Here is a 22,156-nt window from a genome sequence, read left to right on the forward strand (position 1 = left end):
GTGGCAGTAATATCCGACAATATACGATTAGTTAATATCGACAGTTTTTTGGGAGAACATCAGTGAGCGAAGAATACAACCAAGCCATTTCTAAGCACTACGCGGCTTATCGTCCGCCACTGCATCAAGTGATTTTGCAAGCCAATTTGGAAGAGTTACCTCAGTTTCAATTGGGGTTGGATATCGGCTGCGGCACGGGCGTATCGACGTTTGCTTTGGCTAAGTTCTGTCAGCAGGTTCATGGGGTTGACCCGAGCACATCAATGATTGAACAAGCCAAACCATCAGTAAGTATTGAATATCATGTTGGTGACGGTGAACACGTACCTCTTTCAGACAGTAGTGTGGATGTGGTGACGTTTGCTGGCTCGCTCTCTTATGCAAAATCAACGGCTTTATTGGCAGAGCTACAGCGTGTTTGCCAGCCTAAAGCACATGTCGTGGTTTATGATTTTGAAGTGCTGCTAGAAAAATCTCTTGAGCAGCTTGGTATCGAGATGGACTTGGTTGAATCCAACTACGACCATGCTATCAACTTCAGCGATTGTGAAGGGTTTCAAGCGGTCAACGTTTATAAAGAGACAGTAGAGTTAGAAGTCAGTGCTGAAGAACTGGCGCATGTGTTGTTCTCGTCTTCTAAGCGATACTCCAAGTTAGCGGAAGCATTTGCAGGAGATGACCCATTTGTAAACGCTGTTGAAGCGCTGAAACAGCATAACCAAAAGCATGTTATCCAAGCGGATACTTATTTCGCGATGTACCAAATCAACATCTAATACTCTTGTCCTATGAACCTTCTTAAGACCGCTAATTCAGCGGTCTTTTTGTTTGTATATTTTGTGAAATACACGCGCTTTTTACCTTGTTTGTGAATTTGCGGTCAGATTTTTGATAAATGTTTCATTTGTAAGTAAATCCAAGTGAAAGTGCGGTTTGGCTCTAATTTTGAAGGCGAGCGCTTATGATAGTCTCACGTCAATCTTGGCGCAGAATTTCAGCCACTGTGTGGCTGTTCATCGGCCTGTTGTCCAGTAACCGAATTTCATTATTACTTTTAGGCTGTAGGAAATCATCATGGCGAAGGCATTAAAAATCGAGTCAGGGCGTTACCTAAATATGGATCATGTTGTGACGTTCTCGCTTGCGAATGATTTCATTGAAATTACCGCGGCAATTGAGACTTTTACATCGATTCATATTGGTATTGAAGGCAAAACTGATTACGCCGACTACTTCGTTTCAATCCAAGACTTCCACCGCATTAAGCGTGAATTGTGTGATTACATGGGCATTGACGACCCTTCGCTATTAGTTGACTAATCACTCAAAAATGACAATAAGATTACAGAGGCAATATGCAATGCTGCAACTTGTAGTCTACGTTTTAACAACCACTGGCTAGGGTGAGCAACAATACGGCGGCGAAGATCGTCCGTTCACCAAATACAATAAGGGACGTTATGTCTGACAAATACATTGCAATGATCCAAGACTTTTTTCAGGTGTTTGAAGCCCTGAATCAACATGTCTTGGACTCCCACGGTGAATTGGCAACGTGGGAGACCCAATTGGTAAGGCTTGATATTAACCAAGGTGATAAAGAAAAGTCGTATGACGTGGCGCAGATTGCCGGCATGCTTAACTTTTCTGAAGATGCAGTAAAATCATTCTTAGTGATATACAGCTTCTTAAGTAACAATCTTTATGATCTCATTGGTAATCGTGAATACGAAGATTGGGGGACGGACGGCGATAGCCTACAAGTTGAGTACTCTGATCTTACTATTGAATCATTTTATGCCGATCAAATTGCGCCACTGATGGAGCGAAGAGTGTACTTCGAGTGGACATTTGATGCGTTACAACGGTCGTATGATGAAATGATGGCGATTAGCCACGGTAGAATAGCTTAGTGAGCTTAACGGCTGGTTAAACAATTAAGTTAAGACAAAAACAAAAGCCGCTCGTTTTAGCGGCTTTTGTTTTTAGGGCTTTCAAGTATTTCTGTTTCCTCTTCTTACAACTCTTGAATTAAAATCTATTGGCTTATCACGTATTGTGATGATGAGCGATTTACTTGTTAGAAGAACAAACATGAAAAAGACAATCTCAATAATGGTATTGGCAGTGGCGCTGGCTGGCTGTGATGACGCAAGCAAAGCCATTGACCAAGCACAAGAAGCAGCAAACAAAGCGATTGATACGGTTCAAGAGCAGATGGAATCGGTAGAAGATGCATTCAATCTCGATCAGTTTGGTGATGCTGCTGAATCTGCAGAACAGTTAGCTGCATCTGTAGAGGAAGCGATGAATGTGGATTTCAGTGATCCACAAGCCTTGATTGAAGCAAAAGAGCATATTGCCAACGCATACGCTTGTTTGGTGGAAGCGTCTTCAGAGTCGACGGTGGATAAGGTGATGGATAAAGTAATGTCATCGATCGGTAGTGAAGAAACCAAATCTTTGATTGAAGAAGGCATCGAAAAAGCGCAAGCCGCCAAAGAGTGTGTGATGTAATCGAACCGGAAAATGAAATACCCATGGCATGTGTCGTGGGTATTTTCCTTTTGCCAGCTATTCGAGCCTATCTTCTTCGTCCTGCATCTTGAAGTCACTTGGGTATACAGACTTTATTTCTACATTTTTACTTTTATTGGGCTGTGAACTTTCGTTTTATATGCACTTTTATTCGGATGAAAACAGTTCACAACAGGATGATATCCTGTCATCAGAAGTGAAAACTTAAGTTTTGTCGATTTTGTCGTATTTATTATCCAGATGAATACTAAAAAATCCTGTAACAAAAATACCTCCACAAAATCATAACCTTACATTTGAGGTAATAGCTTCTTACCACTTATACGTGCTTCATGGTTGTTTTCACCCAGCAAATTTTACTCATTGTAAATGATAATAATTTGCAATAGCGTTCACGAAATATTCATGTTTTGTGGACGAACTATGTTGGCGGTAAAGAAAACGACGTTCTCAACACTCTTGGTGTTACTTGTCTCTATTTATTCCTCTTTTGCCTTTGCGATTGACTATGACAGTGCGGTCAACGACATTGCGCAGCGCTTAGATAAAGCATCTCAGCTTTATGAACAAGGCGATAAAGACCAAGCAAAAACAACAGTACAAATGGCGTATTTCGAGGTGTTTGAAAGCCTAGAAGGTCCGGTACGAATTAATTACTCGCAGCAATACGCGTATCAACTAGAGGCAAAGTTTGGTGACATTCGCAAGTTAATCGTTGCGGGAAAACCAGTTGATGAAGTGGATACGGAAATCAATTGGTTGAAAAAAGAAATTCTGGGTCTGCCGGAGATCTTGGCGTCAGGTCACCAACTTAAAGCTGAAAACACCAATCTACATACCGAGGATATCTTGCCGTTTTGGCGTGAAGCGGTCACAAGCATCGACACCCAGCTCAATGCGGCTTTGACTGAATATCGTGAATCTGGCGAACAACCAGAAAGCGCAGCAGAAAAACAACAACGTGCATTCGATTTAGTGCAACAAGCGCAGTTCAAAGGGTACAAAAATACCGAGCTGGAAATCGCTATTCGGTTACATCGATCTGCAGAGCGTTCGGCAGAATACAACGCGGCGTTCCGCTCTATTGCCAAAATCACCAAGCAACCTTTTAATCAACAAAACCTGATCCGATTTGGGTATGAGTTGTCGACCTTGGTTCAAGGATTGAAAGACGAATTACCGGGTCTGCCAGCGACACGCGATTTCCAAGTTCCTGATACTGCGAAGAACGCCGATACAGCAGTTGCTGCACGTGATTGGAACCCTGTCGTCAGCGATATCATGACTGCGATTGATGGCGCTATTGATAGCTATAAACATGGTGACAAAACGGCGGCTATTCTTGCGGTACAAGATGCTTACTTCGATCATTTTGAAGCATCAGGTATGGAAAATGCGGTGGGGTCGAGAGACAGCGCATTCAAATCAGAACTTGAAGGCTACTTCACCCGTATTGTCAGTATGCTAAAGGCAAATCAAGCTCAGGCTGATATTGACCAGCAAGTGCAAAAGCTAAAAGTAGGCTTGATGGATGCAGCAGGCAATCTATCTGAAGGCAACTTGAGTTGGTGGGCGATGTTGATCGCGAGCTTCACCATTATTTTCCGTGAAGGATTGGAGGCGCTGCTTATCGTTGCCGCCATTACCGCTTACCTGATCAAAAACGATGCCTCTGACAAGCTACATGTTGTCAAAAATTCGGTCGTTGTTGGTCTGATTGCCAGTGCGATCACCGCGGTATTGTTCCAGTGGCTATTTGAAAACTCTGGCGCAAGTCGAGAGCTGCTTGAAGGCATCACCATGTTGATTGCTGTTGTCGTGCTGTTCTCTATGAGTTACTGGCTGCTTTCCAAAGTTGAAGCCGCTCAATGGAAGCGCTACCTCGAAAGCAAACTTGCCACGTCGATCACCACAGGTTCTCTCTTTGGTTTATGGCTGGCGAGCTTCCTAGCGGTTTACCGTGAAGGTGCAGAGACGGTCTTGTTCTACTTTGCTTTGGCGGCCGATACCAACTCTCAAACCATGGTCGCCCTGATTGCTGGATTCGCTATTGGCGTGCTACTGCTCGCGGTGATCTTCTTTGTCATGCGCTATAGCGTGGTCAAGCTCCCTCTGAAACCTTTCTTCATCTTTACTGGCGGATTCATGTATCTGATGGCGTTTGTCTTTGCGGGTAAAGGTGTTCTAGAGCTGATTGAAGGCAAGTTATTCCAACCAACATTAATTTCAGGCGCGCCAGAGTTTGCTCCGTTGGGCATTTACCCATACATGGAAACTTTGCTGCCTCAACTGGCGCTTATCGTGGCAGCAGTCTTTGCGCTCATCGTAATGAAAGCAAGAAGTAAGCGAGATCTTGCTCAGCAAGCTCGTTGTTAAACATGAAAAAATCTTTGTAAAATCAAGCAAGTAAAGGACATTACTATGTTGAATAAAAAACTCATCGCTACCGCAGTGGCTGCTTCAGCTCTATCAGGTATGGCTATGGCAAATGATCTACCTTTCGTTGAGCACCCAGCTGGTGAACCTCTTGAAATGAATGGTATGGAGATTGCTGCTGTTTACCTTAAGCCCGTTACGATGGAGCCTCAAGGTATGATGCGTGCAGCTTCTAAATCGGAAGTGCACTTAGAGGCAGACATCCATGCTCTTGCTGGTAACAAAAACGGCTTTGGTGCGGGTGAGTGGATCCCTTACCTAACCATTAACTACACGTTGAAAAACGTCGATACCGGTAAAGTGCAAGAGGGGACCTTCATGCCGATGGTGGCAGCAGATGGTCCTCACTACGGCTCAAACATCAACATGTTAGGTGTGGGTAACTACGAGCTTACATTCCACATCGATCCACCGTCAAAAGCGGGTCTGCTACGTCATACGGATGAAGAAACTGGCGTTGGTCGTTGGTTCAAACCATTTGATGCTCAATACAAGTTTAAGTACGTAGGCATTAAGTAACCTTCCTTGTGTAGCAACCAGGCCGCAGTTTGTGGTCTGGTTGCTCTGTTTTTTTGAGTGACTTATCTGTCTGATGCACTGTGCATGAATGGTCAGTGGTAAATATGAGCTTCTATCTTTCTCACGTCTTACTCGTTTTTTTGCTCCCAGCGATGCTATTTGGTGTGCTGTGGGCTGCGCAATCTAACGCTTTGTATAAACACCAGATTGGGTGGTTTGTGCTTGCGGTGCTCTCTGGTTCCGCACTGTTTCATCTACTGCCATTTAGCCAAGTGAATGTACTTATTATTAACAGTGTTTATCTTGGCGTTATCTTCCTGTCGGTTTTACTTGGTGCGATATGGCGATTGCCTTCGGTCTTATTGGTGTGCCTGCAAAGCGTAACGGTCTTTCTATGCAGTTTTGTTTGGGCAAAAGAAGCCAAGCTCACGATGTTGAGCACAACCAACGTTATTAACACCGAGCTGATTTTAAACATCAGTTCTGTGGTTCTAGGATTTGTCTTGATTGCACTAATCAAGATCGCGGTCTCTTTGACGACCAAATCCCTATCCAAGATGGCTCGTAATGCACTTTGTTTACTGTTGTTAGTGCTGGCAGCATTGCCCCTCTCTGGCGAGATTATCCTGGCGTGCATGAAGCTAGGGATTCTTGGTCTCGATAAAGGTTTACTGTCTTACGTATCTAAAGTCACCAACTTCTCTTGGATTCTGTCTTACGCCGTACTGGCATTAGTTTCTATTTGTGTGACTGTCTTTTTCGTTACTCAGACTCGACCACTACAAGAGCAGGTGAAGCAAGCTGAATCCGCGATTGAACGACGCAAACATCAAGCGGCTTTGAATTCAGCTCAACGTAAAGTGCGTTTTAATATTGCGACTATCGCTACGATTCTGATTGCGCTGCTTTTCTGGGATCTTGTCGCTTCTCAACCGATTCGTCGTTCAGAAGCGCAGCGTATTGAAGTGGCAGCCGATGGCGCTGTCCATGTCCCTATCTCTGAGCAATTAATCGATGGAAAACTGCACCGATTTGAATGGGTAGCAAGCGATGGCAAAGTGGTGCGCTTTTTCATCATTGATCGTTTTGCTGGTGAAGAGAAGTTTGGTGTTGTCTTTGATGCTTGCATGCTGTGTGGTGATGCAGGATACGCGCAAGTTGGTGATCAAGTGGTGTGCTTGGCGTGTGGCGTACATATCTTTATTCCTTCGATTGGTAAGCCTGGTGGGTGTAACCCAATCCCTATTCCTAAATGGACCGTCGCGAATCATGAAATCGTAATTTCGAAGTCGACCCTAGAAAGCGGTCTGAAATATTTTAGTGACGTGGTGGAAGTCATGGCGACAGATCCAGTCAATGGCGAGAAGATCAGCAATATGGAGGCTGAGCACAGTTATTCATTCTCAGGAAAGACCTACTTCTTTACCTCTGAGCAATCTTATGACGCTTTCCGTGATGATCCATGGAAATACGCGGACGTTGAACCGCTAAATCCGTTAGGAGAGTAATCATGTTAATCAGAATGCTTCGTCAGTCATGGCGACATGATACCAACCGAAAATTACTCGCTGTCGTTACGGTTTTTCTCGCTGCGAGCCTAATCTCAGCGCTGCTGGCTATTTCAATCAATATCGGTAACAAGATGTCGATGGAGATGAAAAGCTATGGTGCCAACATTGAAATCTCTCCTGAAGGTCAAGTAAAGCTGCCAGATATTTTGGCGAAGAACGTCAACAAGTTGGAAAAAGAAGACTTACTTGCAGAGAGTGAACTGCCCAACATCATGGATATCTTTTGGCGCAATAACATTATTGGTTTTGCTCCATTTGTACGTGGGCAAGTTAAAGCGCCTGAGTTCAATAAAACCGTCAATATTATCGGTACTTTCTTTGATAAGAACCTGCCTGTTTCTGACGATGGCAAATACCGAACGGGTAATAAAACCATCTCGACGTATTGGCATGTCGATGGTCAATGGCCAGATGATGAAAAAACTCAAGCCTTGGTAGGGCAGTCATTGGCGCAAAAACTGGGTCTTAAATCTGGCGACAAGCTTGAGTTGCGCGGCATCGAAAACCGCACATTGTCGGTAACGATAACGGGCTTACTGGAAAATGGCACGACGGATGAGAACGCAGTGTTACTGCCGCTGAACCTTGGCCAGAAACTGCTGGGTTTGGAAGGACGAGTACAATCGGTAAAAGTCTCAGCATTGACGGTGCCGGAAAACGCACTATCAAAAAAAGCACGTGAAGATTTGGAATCGCTTGATTCGGATGAATATGACCTTTGGTTCTGCACGGCGTTTGTCTCCTCAATCTCTTTCCAATTAGAAGGCGCGATGAATAACGCAATGGTGAAGCCTTTGTGGCAGGTTGCCGCTTCAGAAGGCATGGTGATTCATAAGATCCAAAGCTTATTGTTTGTTGTGACGTTTGCCGCCTTGATTGCTTCTGCGATGGGGATCGCCTCATTAATGACCAATGCGATATTGCAGCGAGCCAAAGAGATTGGTTTGATGAAGTCCCTTGGTGCTCACAACTGGCAAGTGTATGCGTTGTTCTATTCTGAATCGATGATTTGTGGCGTGTTGGGCGGCTTACTTGGTTGCCTTGCCGGGTGGGGACTATCCAAAGTGGTTGGTTATGCACTGTTTGGTTCATCCATCTCTTTTGATTGGATCATCGTTCCAGTGGTGCTGTTTATCTCGACCCTAATTACAGTGTTAGGTACTTACTTCCCTTCACGCAGAATTGCTTCTCTCTACCCAATTGAGGTGTTGTATGGCCGCAAATAAATCTTCCTCTATGCTGCTTACCTTAGTTTGGCGTTCATTGAGATTACGTGCGCAACGTGTTCTCGTGGTGTTTATGGCGTTGACGGTTGGCGCGGCAATCATTACTGCAATGGCAGGGGTCTACTTCGACATTAACCAGAAGATGAGTCATGAGCTACGAAACTACGGAGCGAACTTTTTTGTAGGACCGGACGCGACAGCGACATTAACGACAAAGCAATACCAACAGATCAAAGCTGAGGCACCTAAAGACAGTTTAATTGCTTCCAGCCCATATCTGTACGGCATGGTACAAGCCGAGCTAGAGAAAATTGTCTTAATGGGTATCGACTTTTCGCAGTTGAAAAAACTGGTTCCTTATTGGCAAGTGGAAGGTCGATGGATTGGTGTCTCTTTTGATGATCGGAATGTCATGATCGGAAAGAAACTGGCAGAGAAATTAGAAGTCAAAGTTGGCTCTGACCTGACGGTCTACAACAAAAGTGACCGTTATACGTTCAAGATTAAGGGTATCATTGAGTCAGGTTCGGATGAAGATAACTACCTAATTGTAAACCTACCGTTCGTACAAAAATGGTTGAACAAAGGGGATGAAATCAATTTTGCCATGTTCAGTCTAACGAATGATAAAGGTCAGGTAGGGCAGTTTGAATCGACTTTGAAGCAGCAGTACCCAGACTTGCTTGTTCGTCCTATCCGAAAGGTGTCAGCATCGGAAGGTAAAGTACTCAATAAGATTAAGCTGTTAATGGGCATCGTCGCTCTGGTCATTTTAGTGTTGTCTACCCTATGCGTGAATACAACCATGACGTCGATGATTTCTGAGCGACGTTATGAGTTCGCACTACAAAAGTCTTTGGGCGCATCCAATCAATCCATTACTCGTCAGATTGTTGTTGAAACTCTTGCCATTACCTTTGCTGCAGTTATTGCAGGGTTGCTAATCGGTTATGTGTTAGCGCAATTTCTTGGACACTCGGTGTTTAACGCCACCATTGATTTACGTTTCCCTGTGCTGGTTATCACTAGCTTACTTTCTTTCGCTGCGGCTTTAGTGGCTGCAACGCTTCCAACCATCAGAGCCATTCGTATCGATCCGGCTAAAGTGCTCAAAGGAGATTAACCATGTCAGATTACGCTATTAAGACCGAAGGCTTATGCAAGGTTTTTGACCAAGTTCATGCGTTGGACGACATCAATATTGAGGTAAAGAAAGGGGAGTTTGTTGCCATTATGGGCGCGTCGGGCTCAGGTAAAACGACCTTAATGAATATCCTCAGCTGTTTGGACAATCCGACCTCAGGCAAGGTGTTCCTCGATGGTGAGGAAGCGGACAGCCTAGATGAAGAAGGGCGACGAGCATTTCGAGCAGAGAAAATCGGTCTGGTCTTCCAGCAGTTTCATCTCATTCCTTATCTCACTGCTCTGGAGAACGTGATGCTTGCGCAGCATTACCATAGTGTGCCCGATGAAGAAGCAGCAAAGCGAGTGTTAGAACAAGTAGGTCTAGGGCACCGCTTTGAACACTTACCGAGTCAGCTTTCTGGTGGTGAGCAGCAGCGTGTATGCATCGCTCGCGCGATTGTGAATGAAAGCCCGATCCTGTTTGCTGACGAACCCACTGGTAACTTGGACGAGGAGAACGAAAAAATCGTCCTCGATATTTTCCAAAAACTCCATGCACAAAACCGAACCATCATTATGGTCACCCACAACCCAAGCTTAGGTCAGTACACGGACCGAATCATCCGCCTCCAACACGGCAAGTACATCGGAGAGGAGGTGTTAGATGTGGCATAAACGCCGCTACGTGATCGCGCTGTTAGCCATGCTTGCGCTATTTGGTTGTGAAGACCAAAAAGCACAAATCGGGCAACCGAGTCCTGATATTGCTGCAATGAATGCGGCGCAACAAACGGTAAGCCTTGAAAGCTATCAAGGTAAGAAAATTGTTCTGGAATTTTGGTCTTCCACCTGCGGTGCGTGCATTGCCATGATGAAGAAATGGCAAGACGTATATGCACGTCGAAGCGATGAAGTCGCAGTGATAGCGATTAACATTGATGACTACGAGGTCGACTTAAATGAATACGCCACCAAGTATGGGTTTTCATTTCCGATGGTGAAAGATCAATTGGGCATCACTAAAGAACGTTTCTCTATTGGGGTGACACCCACAACTTACCTCATTAATCGCGATGGAAAGCTGGTGGACATGCACATCGGCTATTCAGCGAGTATGGATCTGGACAAGGTCATCTCTCAACTTTAATCATTTTAGGAATCAACCAAATGTTACTTACAAAATTCCGCCCGTTTTTGACCGCTCTGATTACTGTCTTTGCCATGATGTCTTCTGCTTGGGCGACTGAAAACTTACAAGAAAAAGTACAAATTGAATCACCAGTCATCTTTCAGTTAGCCAGCGGTGCAAAGGGAACGGGGTCGAAAATGACCATTCACAATAACTCAGATGAAGCTTTAGTCATCAATAGCTTCAAAGTGGATGAATTCGACAAGACCATGCTACACGGGACGAAGTATGAAGCGGGTAAGCGCAAAATGTTTATGGTGAAAAGCATCACTATTCCTGCACATAAAAAACTCGCGCTTACGCCAAATACACACCATTTCATGATGTTTGGTCCAAAGCGTGAATTAGAACTTGGTGAGTACCTGACGATGGTAGTAAACACCAATCAAGGTGACTTCAAAGTGATCGCGCAAGTGGTGCCTCGTAAACTGAAATAAGGTGGCTCAATGAAAGTACGAATAGGTTTGGCGCTGGTCGCAGCAGCGTTGTTTAGTTTGAGTGGTTGTTCTGAACCCGAGCAAGCAAAGAAAGAGCCACCTAAATTGACGCAGTTGGATCAGCGTCTTACCCTCGCGGAATCGGCAGGGTTAATGGACAAGCGTATGCCGATGAAGAAATTGATGGAGCAATATGTATCGGTTGAAGCTGTCGACCTTGATAGTGGCGAATATCGCGATGCCTCCATGAGTGTAGACGAGTCATTCTCTGCATTTCCCATCGACCCAAGTAATGCAGTAAAGCTTTCTTCTCGTGATGATCTTGCTGGGATTAAAATGCGTGAAAATAGGTTGCCTGTGTATTTGATTAAAGATGATAACGGGCAAGTCTCTCGAATTGTTTTGCCAATCCGTGGTGAAGGTAAGTTTGGTTTGATTTATGGCTACTTAGCTCTCTATAGCGACAACTACCACATTGCGAGTCTGTCGTTTTACAAACATGGGGAGAGCGCAGGATTAGGGGCGGAGATTACCGATAACGCTAACTGGACAAAGCAGTTCAAAGACAAGCCTTTATTCGATCATGGTCATCCATCGATTCGTATCGTACAGGAAGGGCGCAATACACAAGACGCTTACTCTGTCGATGGAATCAGTGGGGCAACCTACACCAGCCAAGGCGTTGAACACGCGATTAATTTTTGGACCGGGGATCTTGGTTTCGGCGAGTTCTTACGCCAATACCGAAATTAAAAAGTTTGACTATTCATAAGGCAATTTAAACTCTGCGCTCAAGGAGAAAAGGTGATGGCACTTAGAAGAGGTCAAGTTTCAGAAGAACAACTGATGTTATTGATTCAGCTTACTAAAATTCGCTCAGCAGTATTAATAAAAGCACTTCGAATGCACTTAGTCGAAGGAAAAAGCCAGCGCTTAGCCACTGAAACGGTGGGTATCAATCAGAGCTTTCTCAGCGTTCGTTTACGTAAGCTTCGAGATGTTGAGTCGACGGTTCTCAAGTTAAGGAAGTTTTATTAAGTGCCCACCACTTTTTAGTGACGCCTCTGCATTCAGCGACCATGCTACTTTTATTCACTATAAGGCTTTGAACAACAACGGTGGCGTGAGTATACCCAAGTAACGTCGAGATGCTAGGTTCAGCGAGAATGACTTGGTTTGTAGACGCGGCGGCGATTTAAAGATCTAGTCATTCTAAATCAAGAATCGGCAACAAAGTATACAAGCCAAGGCAGCTCGCCCTTTGGGAGCGTGTCATTGACCCGATTGCTGCGTCAAACAACTTGGAAAGAGCTAGCTATTACACTGCGTTGTTTTCCTTACTCTCGAATCAATGACAGCGCTCTGAATCCTGCATCTTGAAGTCACTTGGGTATAACAGCACAGCGTGAGGGTACAACAAAAAGGGGATATGCCTATCCCCTTTACTGTTTCTACTTACCCATTAGCTCTTGGGTAAAATAATCCATACAAAGCTGTTGGGCTTGTGGTTTGATACTGACCTGCTCGTTTTCTCGCAATGCTAAGTAGAGTTCAATGATCTTTTGGAATGCGGGAATAAGGGCGTCGCGTTCTGGCATCGCAACGGTCTGCTTTAACTGTTCACTAAACTTAGGCAAACGGGATTCAATCTTCCTTACACCTGAAGGGGTTAATCCTTGTTGCTGTAAAGCCAGTGGTGATATGGCAACCGAACGAAGGAAAGACAAGAACTCAGCTGCTTCAAAATACTCACCACGCGCAATTTTGGTCGCGCCATAATGGACCCAAATCCAAAAGCGGTCTTCAATCCATTGCGGATCTGGTTGAGGGTAATGGGGCTGCGAAGTGGTGAAGACTTGCGATAATTGACCATCGCGCTCCCAAAGTACTTTTGTATGATCCACGCGTGCTGCTGCATCCTGCAGTGCGACAAATTTGAAATCAACGTGAATGGCATCAGGTGCGTAAATCGCGATGACCAACCTTGGTTCTCCCACGTGCTCACCAGTGAACGCCGCGACTTGTCCTTCTACCTTATCGATAAGTGCAAAGCGTTCTGTCATCACCGATTCCACATCATCAGGGTTGATGGCGATAACCAAGTCCAAATCACTGTATTTATCCATTGAATCAGAAGCATAAGAGCCACTCGCTCCAATGCCGAGGATGCGTTGGTCGGCAGTAAATACCGCAAGAATCTTTTTTAGAAGCTGTTCATGAGCTTGAGGGAGCGTGCTTGAGAATTTCATATTTTACCTATTAATCATGGTTGATATTAGAACCATCAGGAGATGGTTAGTGCGGTAAAATTAGCGCAGCATTACAATATGGCGTTAAGTGCTAAAAGAAGCAAGAAAAACCGGCTTGGAAAAGCCGGCTAATAAATTACTTCAGTGAGTTGTGGTGCATAAATTGATCATCAATGCCTTTGAGCTTCATGTCGTCCATGATGAAATTCACCGTATTCAATAAGCGCTGTTCGCCTTTCGGGATAAGGTAACCAAATTGACCTTTGGTGAACGGGTCTTCACAGCGTGCGGCTTCTAAACGCTCATCGGTGACTTGATAGAATAGACCTTCAGGTGTCTCGGTAACCATCACATCCACTTTGCCCGTAGCGACAGCTTTCGGCACATCTAAGTTATTTTCGAAACGAGTAAAGCTGGCATCTTGCAGATTTGCATCGGCGAATTTCTCGTTGGTGCCACCGATGTTAACGCCTACACGAACGGATGCTTGGTTTACTTTATCCAACGTGTTGTATTGCTCGGCTTTGCCTTTTGCGACCAAGAAACACTTGCCAAACGTCATATAACCCTGAGTTTGTTCTGCATTCAATTGACGTTGCATCTTACGTGTAATACCGCCCATCGCGATGTCATATTTGTCTTGGTTAAGGTCTGTCAGCAGGTCTTTCCAAGTAGTACGAACCAGCTTTAGCTCTACGCCTAACTGCTCGGCGATGTGTTTCGCGACATCAATATCGTAACCAGAGTAACTTTTGCCGTCATAGTAAGAAAAGGGTTTGTAATCGCCAGTTGTACCGACACGCAATGTTCCTAATTTTTGAATGTCTTCTAGCTTGTCGGCTTGAGCGACGCCAGAAACTGCTAGTGTTACAGAAGCAAGTAATAATGCTGTTTTTTTCATTGTTGTTGTCTGATTTGTTGTGTTTGAACGAATTTTCAAACTAACAGGAACCGCAGCAAAAACAGATCAAACCAATCGAAAAAAGCGTAATTTTTCAAAAATAATTTCTTGTCTTGAAAGTGATTGCATTTGTCTCTTTATACGTAAGAAGAGCAAGGTTTTTTATATGAATGGCAGGGCGTTATGAATCGGATTCATCCTAAGAAATTGCTTCGTAGTAAATGGACGGCAGCACAACCCGTAAATAAAGAAAAGCACTTTATCATTTCAGAAATGGAGTTTGATGAAGAGGGCAATGTCGTGAGGTGTGTGATTGAGGCGGTTATGACCAAGCGAGAGCGTGAATTAGATTGGCATGATCTAAAAGATACACAGCAGTGGCGACAAGGATGGAAATAAACCGTTGGAAACCCAAAAACGAGATGGAGTTAGAAAAGTGATGAATATGAGTAGGTTCGTTGTAGAGACTTTGCTATTAATGGAGTCGTCACTCTACTTATTCAAACACAAGGTAATGCCATGATCGATTTTGACAGTTCCTCGGTATTCAAGCTTAAGCCAATAGAAGTCTCTAAAGTTCGCGACGATTTTCACAAGTTCTTAATTGACGGTGAGACCGTTTTTGCTGGCTTTAAAACCGTCCGTGACCAAGTGGTGTTCACCAACAAGCGTGTTATCGCTGCTAACGTTCAGGGCATCACTGGCTCAAAAGTGGATTACACGTCGCTTCCTTATAGCAAGATAAATGCTTTCTCGATTGAGACATCAGGCACGTTCGATTTAGACTGTGAAATTGAGTTCTTTCTCAGTGAGGTTGGGCGAGTGCGCTTTGAGATAAAAGGCTCGTTCGACCTAATCTCATTCAACAAGATGATAAGCGAGTATGTGCTGGCTTAATGAGCCTCAATGCCATATATATAGATAACCAACAAGGAAGCAAATATGCTTCCTTTTTTGTTCTTGTACTTGGGTATATTAAGAACTGGTAGATAAGTTTGCTGTTTGAATCACTGCGCTGTCGCCAAATGACAAGACAAGCGATGGTGTTTTCTTTACCTTTCGGCTTTTTGAATGATTGCAAAGGGAAGAAAATGACGGTTGTATTTGAGGGCGTTCCTCTTGTTCGAACAGAGTGGGTTCACGATCTGGCAGCGCTTTTCGACAACAGTAATATCGATGTGCATCAGCTTATTAAAGTAAGCAAAGCCCCTGAAGACATTCAAATGTCAGACGTTGAGTTTCTACCCGAAACCATACTTAGAAATCTGCTTTTAGCGTTCGGAGAGTCTTGCCCCACCGACGAATTTATTCACACCATTTGGATCTTGTGTCGCGATTTGTATGTGCCCAAAGTGTTAGCACAGTTAGCCCTTACGCCGACAATGACGGTCGCTGAAGCTATTGAGGTATTCTGTCATTCGATGCGCCGATATTCGAACAATACACGTCTTGGCTTGGAGCAATACCACGATCGTATATGGTTTGCGAGGTACAAAGATGGGGAAAACCAACCTTGGTATCAATATGCTGAGATGTTTAGTCTCATTTTTATGGATGAACTGGTTGCTGCACTTGCAAACTATCGGCAGCAAACCGTAAGTGTGAGTGTGAAGAGCACCAATATGGAACGCTTCTTTGATTGCCGACAATTGAAGCATGTGCAGTTTTACACCAACCGAGCGGCAACGGGTATCCAGCTTAATGATGCCGTGTTAAACAAGACGATTTGTATGCCGAACAAAGGGCGATTTGATGGGAGTACCGATCTCAGTGAAGTGCCAACCTCGTTTGTTTCCTCGTTTGGTTTTGCGATTCTTCCCTATATTTCTTTTGGGCGATTTTCCATTTTGGAAGCGGCTCAAATTTTGGGTATTCATAAACGAACGTTACAGCGACGCCTGCATGATTGTGAGGTGACGTACAGCCAAGTGATGGAATCATTGCTGCTTGAGCGCAGTTTATCTCTGCTCAAAAACTCCACTCTTTCTATCACGACCATTGCAGCATCCTTGGGCTATGCCGATACCGCCAATTTCACTCGTTTTATTCGTCGGAAAATAGGCATGACGCCTTCTGCTTACCGCAAAACTTGAGGTTTGGGGTGTGGCGCTAATGTGCTTTTCACTCAGGGTCATCAATTCCACCTTGTGGCACAGGATGACAATTTATATTGCTCTCAATCAATAAGATGAAGGGCATCGAAACTAAAGAGAGAGAAACGAAAATGTCCCATCGATTCCAAGAGTACCGTTCACCGCTTACCCAATCCTTCGAGCACGCCGTCGAGTACTTAGAGTCATTAAATGAACGACCTGTCGACAAATGTGTGACATCCCAGGAACTGAGAAAGGCGATTGGTGGTGCGCTGCCAACTACGCCAACGGATCCATCTGCGGTGATTGATGAGATGGTTAAGAGCGTCGATGCCGGTCTGATTGCAACAGGTGGCCCTCGTTTCTTTGGTTATGCAATTGGTAGTTCTTTCCCTGCATCATTAGCGGCAGATTGGCTAGTAAGCGCGTGGGACCAAAACGTGCCGTATTACGTTGCTAGCCCTGCGTTGTCAGTGGTTGAAGAGACGGCCGCTGAATGGATGACTCAACTACTCGGTTTGGCGCCTAACTCTGGCATTGGCTTTACTTCTGGCGCGCAAGAGGCAATTTACACCAGCCTTATCACTGCTCGTAATGCACTATTGCAACGTGCAGGTTGGGATGTGGCTGTTCAAGGTATGTATGGTGCGCCGCGCATTAATGTGGTTGTAAGTGATCAAATTCACTCAACGATTAAGCGTGCTCTTTCAATGATCGGTATTGGTTTAGAAAACATTGTTAAGGTACCGACAGACAACAACTTACGCATTATTCCAGACAACTTAATGGAAACGATCACCGCACTTGAAGGACCAACTTTAGTTTGTGCGCAAGCGGGCTGTATCGACTCTGGCGCTTTCGATCCTTTCCACGCGCTTGCTGACGCTGTCGCTGCACATGGCAATGCATGGCTACACGTTGATGGTGCGATTGGTTTGTGGGCGGCTGCAAGTGCAACACATCGTTACCTTCTTGATGGTATTGAAAGAGTCGATTCCATCGATACGGATGGTCATAAGTGGTTCAACATGCCTTATGACTCGGGCATGGTCATTGTGAAGGATGCAGGTTTGCTGGCTCAAGCGATGGGAGGCAGCAATATGGGGGATTACCTGAACGATGCGATGGATAAACCCGATCGTAATGCCATTAATTTTGGCATTGGTGCTTCGCGTCGTGCACGCGGTGTACCTGTCTACGCTGCGTTTAAATCGCTTGGCAAACAGGGCATTGAAGAGCATGTTGATCGTTGTACTTCGCTTGCACAACATATGGCAGAAAGGCTTTCAACGGTAGATGGCATTACTATTTTGAATGATGTTGTGTCCAACCGTTTTTCCGCACAGTTTGGTGAAGGGGATGAGGCGTATCGTAATGAGCTGACAGCACGCGTGGTCCATCGGCTACAGCAAGAAGGGACGCTTTACCCTTCTACTTCGGGTTACAAAGGGCTGAAAACTATGTTGTTCTCAGTGCTAAGTTGTCACACTTCTCTTGAAGATATCGACTTATCCGCAGAGAAGATCGTAAAAGCATATGTGCAAGAGAAGCATCGCATGGATGCTGAGTAACGTCTTCGAGCGCAAAAATTGAATATAAGCCCAGTTTTATACTGGGCTTTTTTATGTCTGCTCAATGTACTTAGGCATGCAATGACAATTAATCCTGTATGGGTTTACTTATTCTTTTTGTATCACTTATCCCATTCAATAAGGATTCAGATATGAAATCAAAACTACTCACTTTTCCCTTTGGACTCACTCTTCTGTTTGGAGTAGCTATTCTCAATGGATGTTCGAGCGCTAAGCCCGTCGACAGTCATCTTGTTAGTGCCTCAGGGGTTGATACGGCATTCTTAATCAGTAAAAAAGCCAGCTTGGTCGGGCAGATTGAATATTCAAAAGCCGACACAAAAAGTAGCGCTGCTCTTAATCAAACCCAAACCAATATCAAAGTTTTCAAGGATGAAGAAAATACGTTAACTCTCGCTCAGGTGAAGAGCTGCAACAACTGCAATTACCATTTAGAGCGTGGACATAAAGGCTTGTTATTCCCAATCGGAGACGCAAATCAACATACGTATATTGGTAGAAAAAAGCTCGCGAGCTTGTACTCAGAACATCCCATTTATGTGGACAAAATTCGTGACTTTATCCGTGCTAATCCTTCGCAAGTAGAACATGAAGAAGCTTGTATTGACGTGCTTGCGGTCTATTCGAAAACAAGTCGGATTGAGGTTGGAACGATCACTGATTGTGCGACTCCGCTAAAAAGCCACGCGATTAGAAACGTACAAATGGTGCCACTCGGTTGATATTCCGTTGGCGATGCTGCGATTAAGAGGGCGAAAACTCGTGAGACAATAGCCCCCCGAGTTCATACCAAAAAGAAAAAATACAGGAAGAAGACAAACGCCAATAAGGTTGCAGATAACACTGGGTAGATGATGTAGGAGTCATGATTGCTGGTGCGCTGGTAGCAGAATGAGACCAGCAAGATGTTGTAAACAACGAGCAGTAAACTGATCATGGTACCGCTATTCAGGCTCAAACTTGATAACTGAGTAAGAAAGAATCCCAGCAATAGATAATCAAAAACGATTAGCCAAAGGAACGCTTTCTTTAGCGAATCATTGTTAGGCTTATTGGCCGCGGGTAATGGCATATCGAACTCAACTAAACAATTACTGCAATCATGATATTGGGGAAAAAAAGGTCACGCAGAAGGAATGAAACTGGTGACCTTTTTGGGTTTAGAGGTCTTGAATCTTGGCTTTTTGATTGTCAGATTCAACAGAATAACGAATCACTTCTTGTCTTATCACTGGCTGGTTAAACTCCGCTTTCTGTTTTGCTTTTTCTAGCTCACTGTCTTGCTGGTCTCCGAAGAAGGTTTCTAAAACCTGAGCAGCGGGCGTAGTGAGAATAAACAACTCTATACGGCGGTTTTCGCTTGAATCTGGTTCATCCGGGTTAAGCAGCGCACGATCGGACATCCCCGTGACTTGCATGACTCGCTCATCAGGCATGCCACCCTCAACAAGCGTTTTTCTCGCAACGTCGGCACGAGACGCGGACAATGCCCAGTTTGATTGTCGACCAAAGTGCTTTTTGAAAGGTGTAGAGTCAGTATGACCACTGATGATCAATGGGTTGCTGATGCGTTCAAACACAGGTGCAAGCGCAAGCAGTAAATCTTCAAAGAAAGGGGTCAACTCCGCGCCACCACGACTGAACATGTGCTGCTTGTAATCATCTTGCAGTGCGATACGTAGACCTTGTGGCGTAATGGTTACGTTGACGTTACCTTGCGCGCTGATTTGACCTACGACTTCATCGATGACTTTCGCCAGTAGAGCAAGTTGCTCTTGTGTGTCGAAGTTACCAGGGATCAGCGAGTCGATTTCTGGACCATCGCCATCACCTTGGAAGTACGAGCTCACGACATGATTCGAGTTGTGTTTACTTGGCACAGAAGAGTCCTGTGCCAAGTCGATTGGAGAGATACTTTGCGAGGTATCGAAAGGGTTACCGTAACTCTTATCGAAGACACTCGAGCTATGAAGGTGAGCCATAATGGCTTTGCGCTCTTCCTTGTCGACCACCTGCATGACCCAAAGTACAAGAAACAGCGCCATCAAAGCGATCATAAAGTCGGCAAACGCGACCTTCCACGCGCCACCATGAAACTCATCATGGTTGTGTGCTTTGACGCGTTTGAACACCACATGCTCTTGTTTTTGCATTATCCCTCCTGTTCAGATAGCCACTTCTCCATTTGGTTGAAAGTAGGTTTGATGTCTAACTGAATGTGTTTACGACCAGCATCGATAGCGAGCAATGTTGGCTTTTTCGCAACGTAAGCGACCAAAGTGGCGCGCACACATTCGAAAGCCGTCATGTTTCGTTTCACTCGCTGAGCCATGGCGTTACTGAGTGGATCTAAACAACAGTAACAACCAAAAATACCAATGAATGTACCGACGAGGGCAGCAGCAACGTGATAACCGATTAGGGCAATCGAACCGTCAATGGCTTGCATAGTAATGATGATGCCGCCAACTGCAGCAAGAATACCGAACCCAGGAAGTGCTTCTGCCGTGCGTTGCATAGAGCGCGATGGCAACAGCATTTCGGTTTGAATTGCTTCGATTTCTTGTTCTAACAGTCCCTCTAATTCATGAGGCGACATTTGTCCCATTGCCATTAAACGTAAATTATCAGTAATGAAAGAAATAAGACGATGGTCGTCACTTACTTTTGGATAAGCGAGGAACATAGAGCTCTGTTCTGGTGATTCAATATGTGAATCGAGAAACTTAAAACCGCGGCTGCGAGCTGTCTCTAGTAGATTGTTAAGCAGCGCCATTAACTCCATGTAGTATTCATATTCTTCGTCAGGACCTGAAATGGTTGCGCGCAATTGCTGACGCATTTCTTTCAAGACTTGCGGAGGGTTACCAATGATCAGTGAGCCAGCAGCGGCACCAATGATGATCATAAATTCAGCGGGTTGCCAGATTGCACCCAGATTACCGCCTGCCCACATGTATCCGCCGAAGACACACAACAGGACAGTAATGGCTCCAAAAAACTTTTGCATCTCGTGACTCCTAAGAGGACATTAATTGGTTAAGTTGTTTAAGCGCTTGTTTGTGCAACTGACAGATGCGAGGTGGTGTCAGGTCGAGCACGAGCGCGATTTCATGTAGGTTGAGTTCGTGTTGGTAAAACAAGGTCAGCAACAGTTGGTCTCGTTTTGGCATTTTGCCAAGAGCACTGTCTAAGCTACGACGTATATGTTCATGCTCCATACCGTCATACTGACCACCAAAGTGGCTGTCATTACCGCTTTCCATCAACTGATCGAGACTTTGCATTTCGCCTGCAAGCGCCGCGTTTTGGCGGTTGTAGTAATCTTTCTCATCGGTGCCGAGGGCTTTAATGATCTCGGCATCGGTTGGCATTCTGCCAAGAGCACGAGTGAGATCTCGGGTCACGTCGTTCAGCTCATGCGCTTGCTGACGTGTCTTGCGCGATCGCCAATCCAATCGGCGTAGCTCATCGAGAATGGCACCACGAACACGACAAACGGCGAAAGCAGGGAAGTGTGGATCTTCCACATCCCCGTAACGACGACCCGCTTCAACAAGAGCAATCAGACCAATTTGTTGCATATCTTCGATGCTGCAATGAGACGTTGCATGAACACGCAGTTGGTTCACAACACGTTTGACCATGATCTGATGACGCTGCAATAGTGCATTCTCGTCAATCGGGCGAGACGGCGTGTTTACTTCCTCCGTCTCGGTATAACTTTCCTGTAAGTTCATCTCCAACATAGTTGTGCCCCGTTATTGCACAACGTATTTGGTTAGCAGAACATCATCGATATCACGCACGATGTCAGTTTTTGCGAATGCCAGTAGCAAGGTTTCTTTCACCTCACTTTGCAAAGTGTCGATAGCACCTGTTTGTTGTAGCTCATCGAATGTTTTATCGCTGAATAGCTTAAGCAATGAGTTCTGCACCATAGGCATGTAGTCATCGATGCTTTTGATGCGCTCAGGGCGACGTGTTTCTAAGGCTAGCTCTAACATTACAAAGTGCGTTTGTTTTTTACCTTTGATAGTCAATACCACTCTCTCCAACGGATGGAAGCTTGGTCCTTTACTCGTTGGTTGCTCGACCGCTAGAAAAGCCAATGGGGAGTCCTCTAAATAATCGTTGAAACTGGACGCCGATGATACTGACTGTGCGCTTTTGTTTAGATACCAAATACCACCAATCACAGTGACTCCGGAAACGAGGGCACTGGTGATGATCATGGCGATAAACAGGGCGATCATTTGTTGTTTGGTCATAACCTTTTT

26 protein-coding genes are annotated in these 22,156 nt (G+C 44.9%); 19 read left to right on the plus strand and 7 right to left on the minus strand.

Annotation, left to right across the window (positions count from 1 at the left end; genetic code table 11):
* Positions 1–62: 62 nt before the first annotated feature.
* The 14 genes from NL647_RS00715 (at position 63) to NL647_RS00780 (ending at position 12,079) form a co-directional block, all read left to right on the plus strand.
* Complete coding sequence (locus tag NL647_RS00715) at positions 63–776, plus strand: class I SAM-dependent methyltransferase (protein ID WP_017817323.1); 714 nt, start codon at positions 63–65, stop codon at positions 774–776.
* 298 nt (positions 777–1,074) lie between these two features.
* The gene (locus NL647_RS00720) at positions 1,075–1,320 is read left to right on the plus strand and encodes a hypothetical protein (protein ID WP_017188587.1); all 246 of its coding nucleotides are present in this window, start codon (positions 1,075–1,077) and stop codon (positions 1,318–1,320) included.
* 140 nt (positions 1,321–1,460) lie between these two features.
* Positions 1,461–1,913 (plus strand): hypothetical protein, encoded by a 453-nt coding sequence (locus NL647_RS00725; RefSeq protein ID WP_005445358.1) that lies wholly within the window; start codon positions 1,461–1,463, stop codon positions 1,911–1,913.
* A 181-nt stretch (positions 1,914–2,094) separates the two neighbouring features.
* The gene (locus NL647_RS00730; RefSeq protein WP_017188588.1) at positions 2,095–2,517 is read left to right on the plus strand and encodes a hypothetical protein; all 423 of its coding nucleotides are present in this window, start codon (positions 2,095–2,097) and stop codon (positions 2,515–2,517) included.
* Positions 2,518–2,943: 426 nt separating this feature from the next.
* Positions 2,944–4,914 carry an FTR1 family protein gene (locus NL647_RS00735; RefSeq protein WP_226982142.1) on the plus strand — a complete coding sequence of 657 codons (1,971 nt, stop codon included), beginning with the start codon at positions 2,944–2,946 and terminating at the stop codon, positions 4,912–4,914.
* A gap of 45 nt (positions 4,915–4,959) precedes the next feature.
* Positions 4,960–5,493, plus strand: coding sequence for an iron transporter (locus NL647_RS00740; protein WP_017188589.1), 534 nt, complete (start codon positions 4,960–4,962; stop codon positions 5,491–5,493).
* A 104-nt stretch (positions 5,494–5,597) separates the two neighbouring features.
* Positions 5,598–7,001 (plus strand): Fe-S-containing protein, encoded by a 1,404-nt coding sequence (locus NL647_RS00745; protein ID WP_050924642.1) that lies wholly within the window; start codon positions 5,598–5,600, stop codon positions 6,999–7,001.
* A gap of 2 nt (positions 7,002–7,003) precedes the next feature.
* Positions 7,004–8,290 (plus strand): ABC transporter permease, encoded by a 1,287-nt coding sequence (locus tag NL647_RS00750; RefSeq protein WP_050935419.1) that lies wholly within the window; start codon positions 7,004–7,006, stop codon positions 8,288–8,290.
* Complete coding sequence (locus NL647_RS00755; protein ID WP_050922048.1) at positions 8,277–9,413, plus strand: FtsX-like permease family protein; 1,137 nt, start codon at positions 8,277–8,279, stop codon at positions 9,411–9,413. The genes NL647_RS00750 and NL647_RS00755 overlap by 14 nt, the downstream gene beginning before the upstream one ends.
* A 2-nt stretch (positions 9,414–9,415) precedes the next feature.
* Positions 9,416–10,090, plus strand: coding sequence for an ABC transporter ATP-binding protein (locus NL647_RS00760; protein ID WP_017188592.1), 675 nt, complete (start codon positions 9,416–9,418; stop codon positions 10,088–10,090).
* Positions 10,080–10,562 carry a TlpA disulfide reductase family protein gene (locus NL647_RS00765; RefSeq protein ID WP_050935420.1) on the plus strand — a complete coding sequence of 161 codons (483 nt, stop codon included), beginning with the start codon at positions 10,080–10,082 and terminating at the stop codon, positions 10,560–10,562. Before NL647_RS00760 ends, NL647_RS00765 begins: the two co-directional genes overlap by 11 nt.
* 20 nt (positions 10,563–10,582) lie before the next feature.
* On the plus strand, positions 10,583–11,041 hold the full coding sequence (locus NL647_RS00770; RefSeq protein WP_045486972.1) for a copper chaperone PCu(A)C: 459 nt from the start codon (positions 10,583–10,585) through the stop codon (positions 11,039–11,041).
* A 9-nt stretch (positions 11,042–11,050) separates the two neighbouring features.
* Entirely contained in the window at positions 11,051–11,794 is a 744-nt protein-coding gene (nqrC, locus tag NL647_RS00775; RefSeq protein WP_009696933.1) for an NADH:ubiquinone reductase (Na(+)-transporting) subunit C, read from the plus strand.
* 54 nt (positions 11,795–11,848) lie between these two features.
* The gene (locus tag NL647_RS00780) at positions 11,849–12,079 is read left to right on the plus strand and encodes a PapB/FocB family fimbrial expression transcriptional regulator (RefSeq protein WP_005448648.1); all 231 of its coding nucleotides are present in this window, start codon (positions 11,849–11,851) and stop codon (positions 12,077–12,079) included.
* 413 nt (positions 12,080–12,492) lie between these two features.
* Here the strand turns inward: NL647_RS00780 and NL647_RS00785 are convergent, their stop codons facing one another.
* Together NL647_RS00785 and NL647_RS00790 are read right to left on the minus strand one after the other, a co-directional pair.
* Positions 12,493–13,290, minus strand: coding sequence for a nucleotidyltransferase domain-containing protein (locus NL647_RS00785; RefSeq protein ID WP_005448649.1), 798 nt, complete (start codon positions 13,288–13,290; stop codon positions 12,493–12,495).
* Positions 13,291–13,426: 136 nt separating this feature from the next.
* Positions 13,427–14,191, minus strand: a complete 765-nt coding sequence (locus tag NL647_RS00790) for a transporter substrate-binding domain-containing protein (protein WP_252045581.1) — start codon at positions 14,189–14,191, stop codon at positions 13,427–13,429.
* Between the two features lie 183 nt (positions 14,192–14,374).
* Between NL647_RS00790 and NL647_RS00795 the strand changes: the two genes are divergently transcribed.
* The 5 genes from NL647_RS00795 (at position 14,375) to NL647_RS00815 (ending at position 18,598) form a co-directional block, all read left to right on the plus strand.
* Complete coding sequence (locus NL647_RS00795) at positions 14,375–14,590, plus strand: TIGR02450 family Trp-rich protein (RefSeq protein WP_005448652.1); 216 nt, start codon at positions 14,375–14,377, stop codon at positions 14,588–14,590.
* Between the two features lie 120 nt (positions 14,591–14,710).
* Positions 14,711–15,088: a PH domain-containing protein gene (locus NL647_RS00800; protein WP_005448655.1), complete on the plus strand. Its 378-nt coding sequence runs from the start codon at positions 14,711–14,713 to the stop codon at positions 15,086–15,088.
* Between the two features lie 194 nt (positions 15,089–15,282).
* On the plus strand, positions 15,283–16,284 hold the full coding sequence (locus NL647_RS00805) for a helix-turn-helix domain-containing protein (protein WP_253649472.1): 1,002 nt from the start codon (positions 15,283–15,285) through the stop codon (positions 16,282–16,284).
* A gap of 131 nt (positions 16,285–16,415) precedes the next feature.
* On the plus strand, positions 16,416–17,855 hold the full coding sequence (locus tag NL647_RS00810; RefSeq protein ID WP_253649473.1) for an aminotransferase class V-fold PLP-dependent enzyme: 1,440 nt from the start codon (positions 16,416–16,418) through the stop codon (positions 17,853–17,855).
* A gap of 152 nt (positions 17,856–18,007) precedes the next feature.
* On the plus strand, positions 18,008–18,598 hold the full coding sequence (locus NL647_RS00815) for a hypothetical protein (protein WP_253649474.1): 591 nt from the start codon (positions 18,008–18,010) through the stop codon (positions 18,596–18,598).
* Between the two features lie 62 nt (positions 18,599–18,660).
* On the opposite strand, the gene NL647_RS00820 is transcribed toward NL647_RS00815, so the two are convergent.
* The 5 genes from NL647_RS00820 to fliL form a co-directional block, all read right to left on the minus strand.
* Positions 18,661–18,948 carry a hypothetical protein gene (locus tag NL647_RS00820; RefSeq protein ID WP_038898762.1) on the minus strand — a complete coding sequence of 96 codons (288 nt, stop codon included), beginning with the start codon at positions 18,946–18,948 and terminating at the stop codon, positions 18,661–18,663.
* A gap of 88 nt (positions 18,949–19,036) precedes the next feature.
* Positions 19,037–20,029, minus strand: a complete 993-nt coding sequence (locus NL647_RS00825) for a flagellar motor protein MotB (RefSeq protein ID WP_005448665.1) — start codon at positions 20,027–20,029, stop codon at positions 19,037–19,039.
* Positions 20,029–20,886 (minus strand): flagellar motor stator protein MotA, encoded by an 858-nt coding sequence (motA, locus tag NL647_RS00830; protein WP_005448668.1) that lies wholly within the window; start codon positions 20,884–20,886, stop codon positions 20,029–20,031. Before motA ends, NL647_RS00825 begins: the two co-directional genes overlap by 1 nt.
* 10 nt (positions 20,887–20,896) lie before the next feature.
* Complete coding sequence (locus NL647_RS00835) at positions 20,897–21,625, minus strand: FliA/WhiG family RNA polymerase sigma factor (RefSeq protein WP_005448669.1); 729 nt, start codon at positions 21,623–21,625, stop codon at positions 20,897–20,899.
* Between the two features lie 12 nt (positions 21,626–21,637).
* On the minus strand, positions 21,638–22,147 hold the full coding sequence (fliL, locus tag NL647_RS00840) for a flagellar basal body-associated protein FliL (protein WP_005448671.1): 510 nt from the start codon (positions 22,145–22,147) through the stop codon (positions 21,638–21,640).
* Positions 22,148–22,156: the final 9 nt, after the last annotated feature.

The organism is Vibrio sp. Y29_XK_CS5 (assembly GCF_024181835.1).
In the GTDB taxonomy this organism is placed as follows: Bacteria; Pseudomonadota; Gammaproteobacteria; order Enterobacterales; family Vibrionaceae; genus Vibrio; species Vibrio harveyi.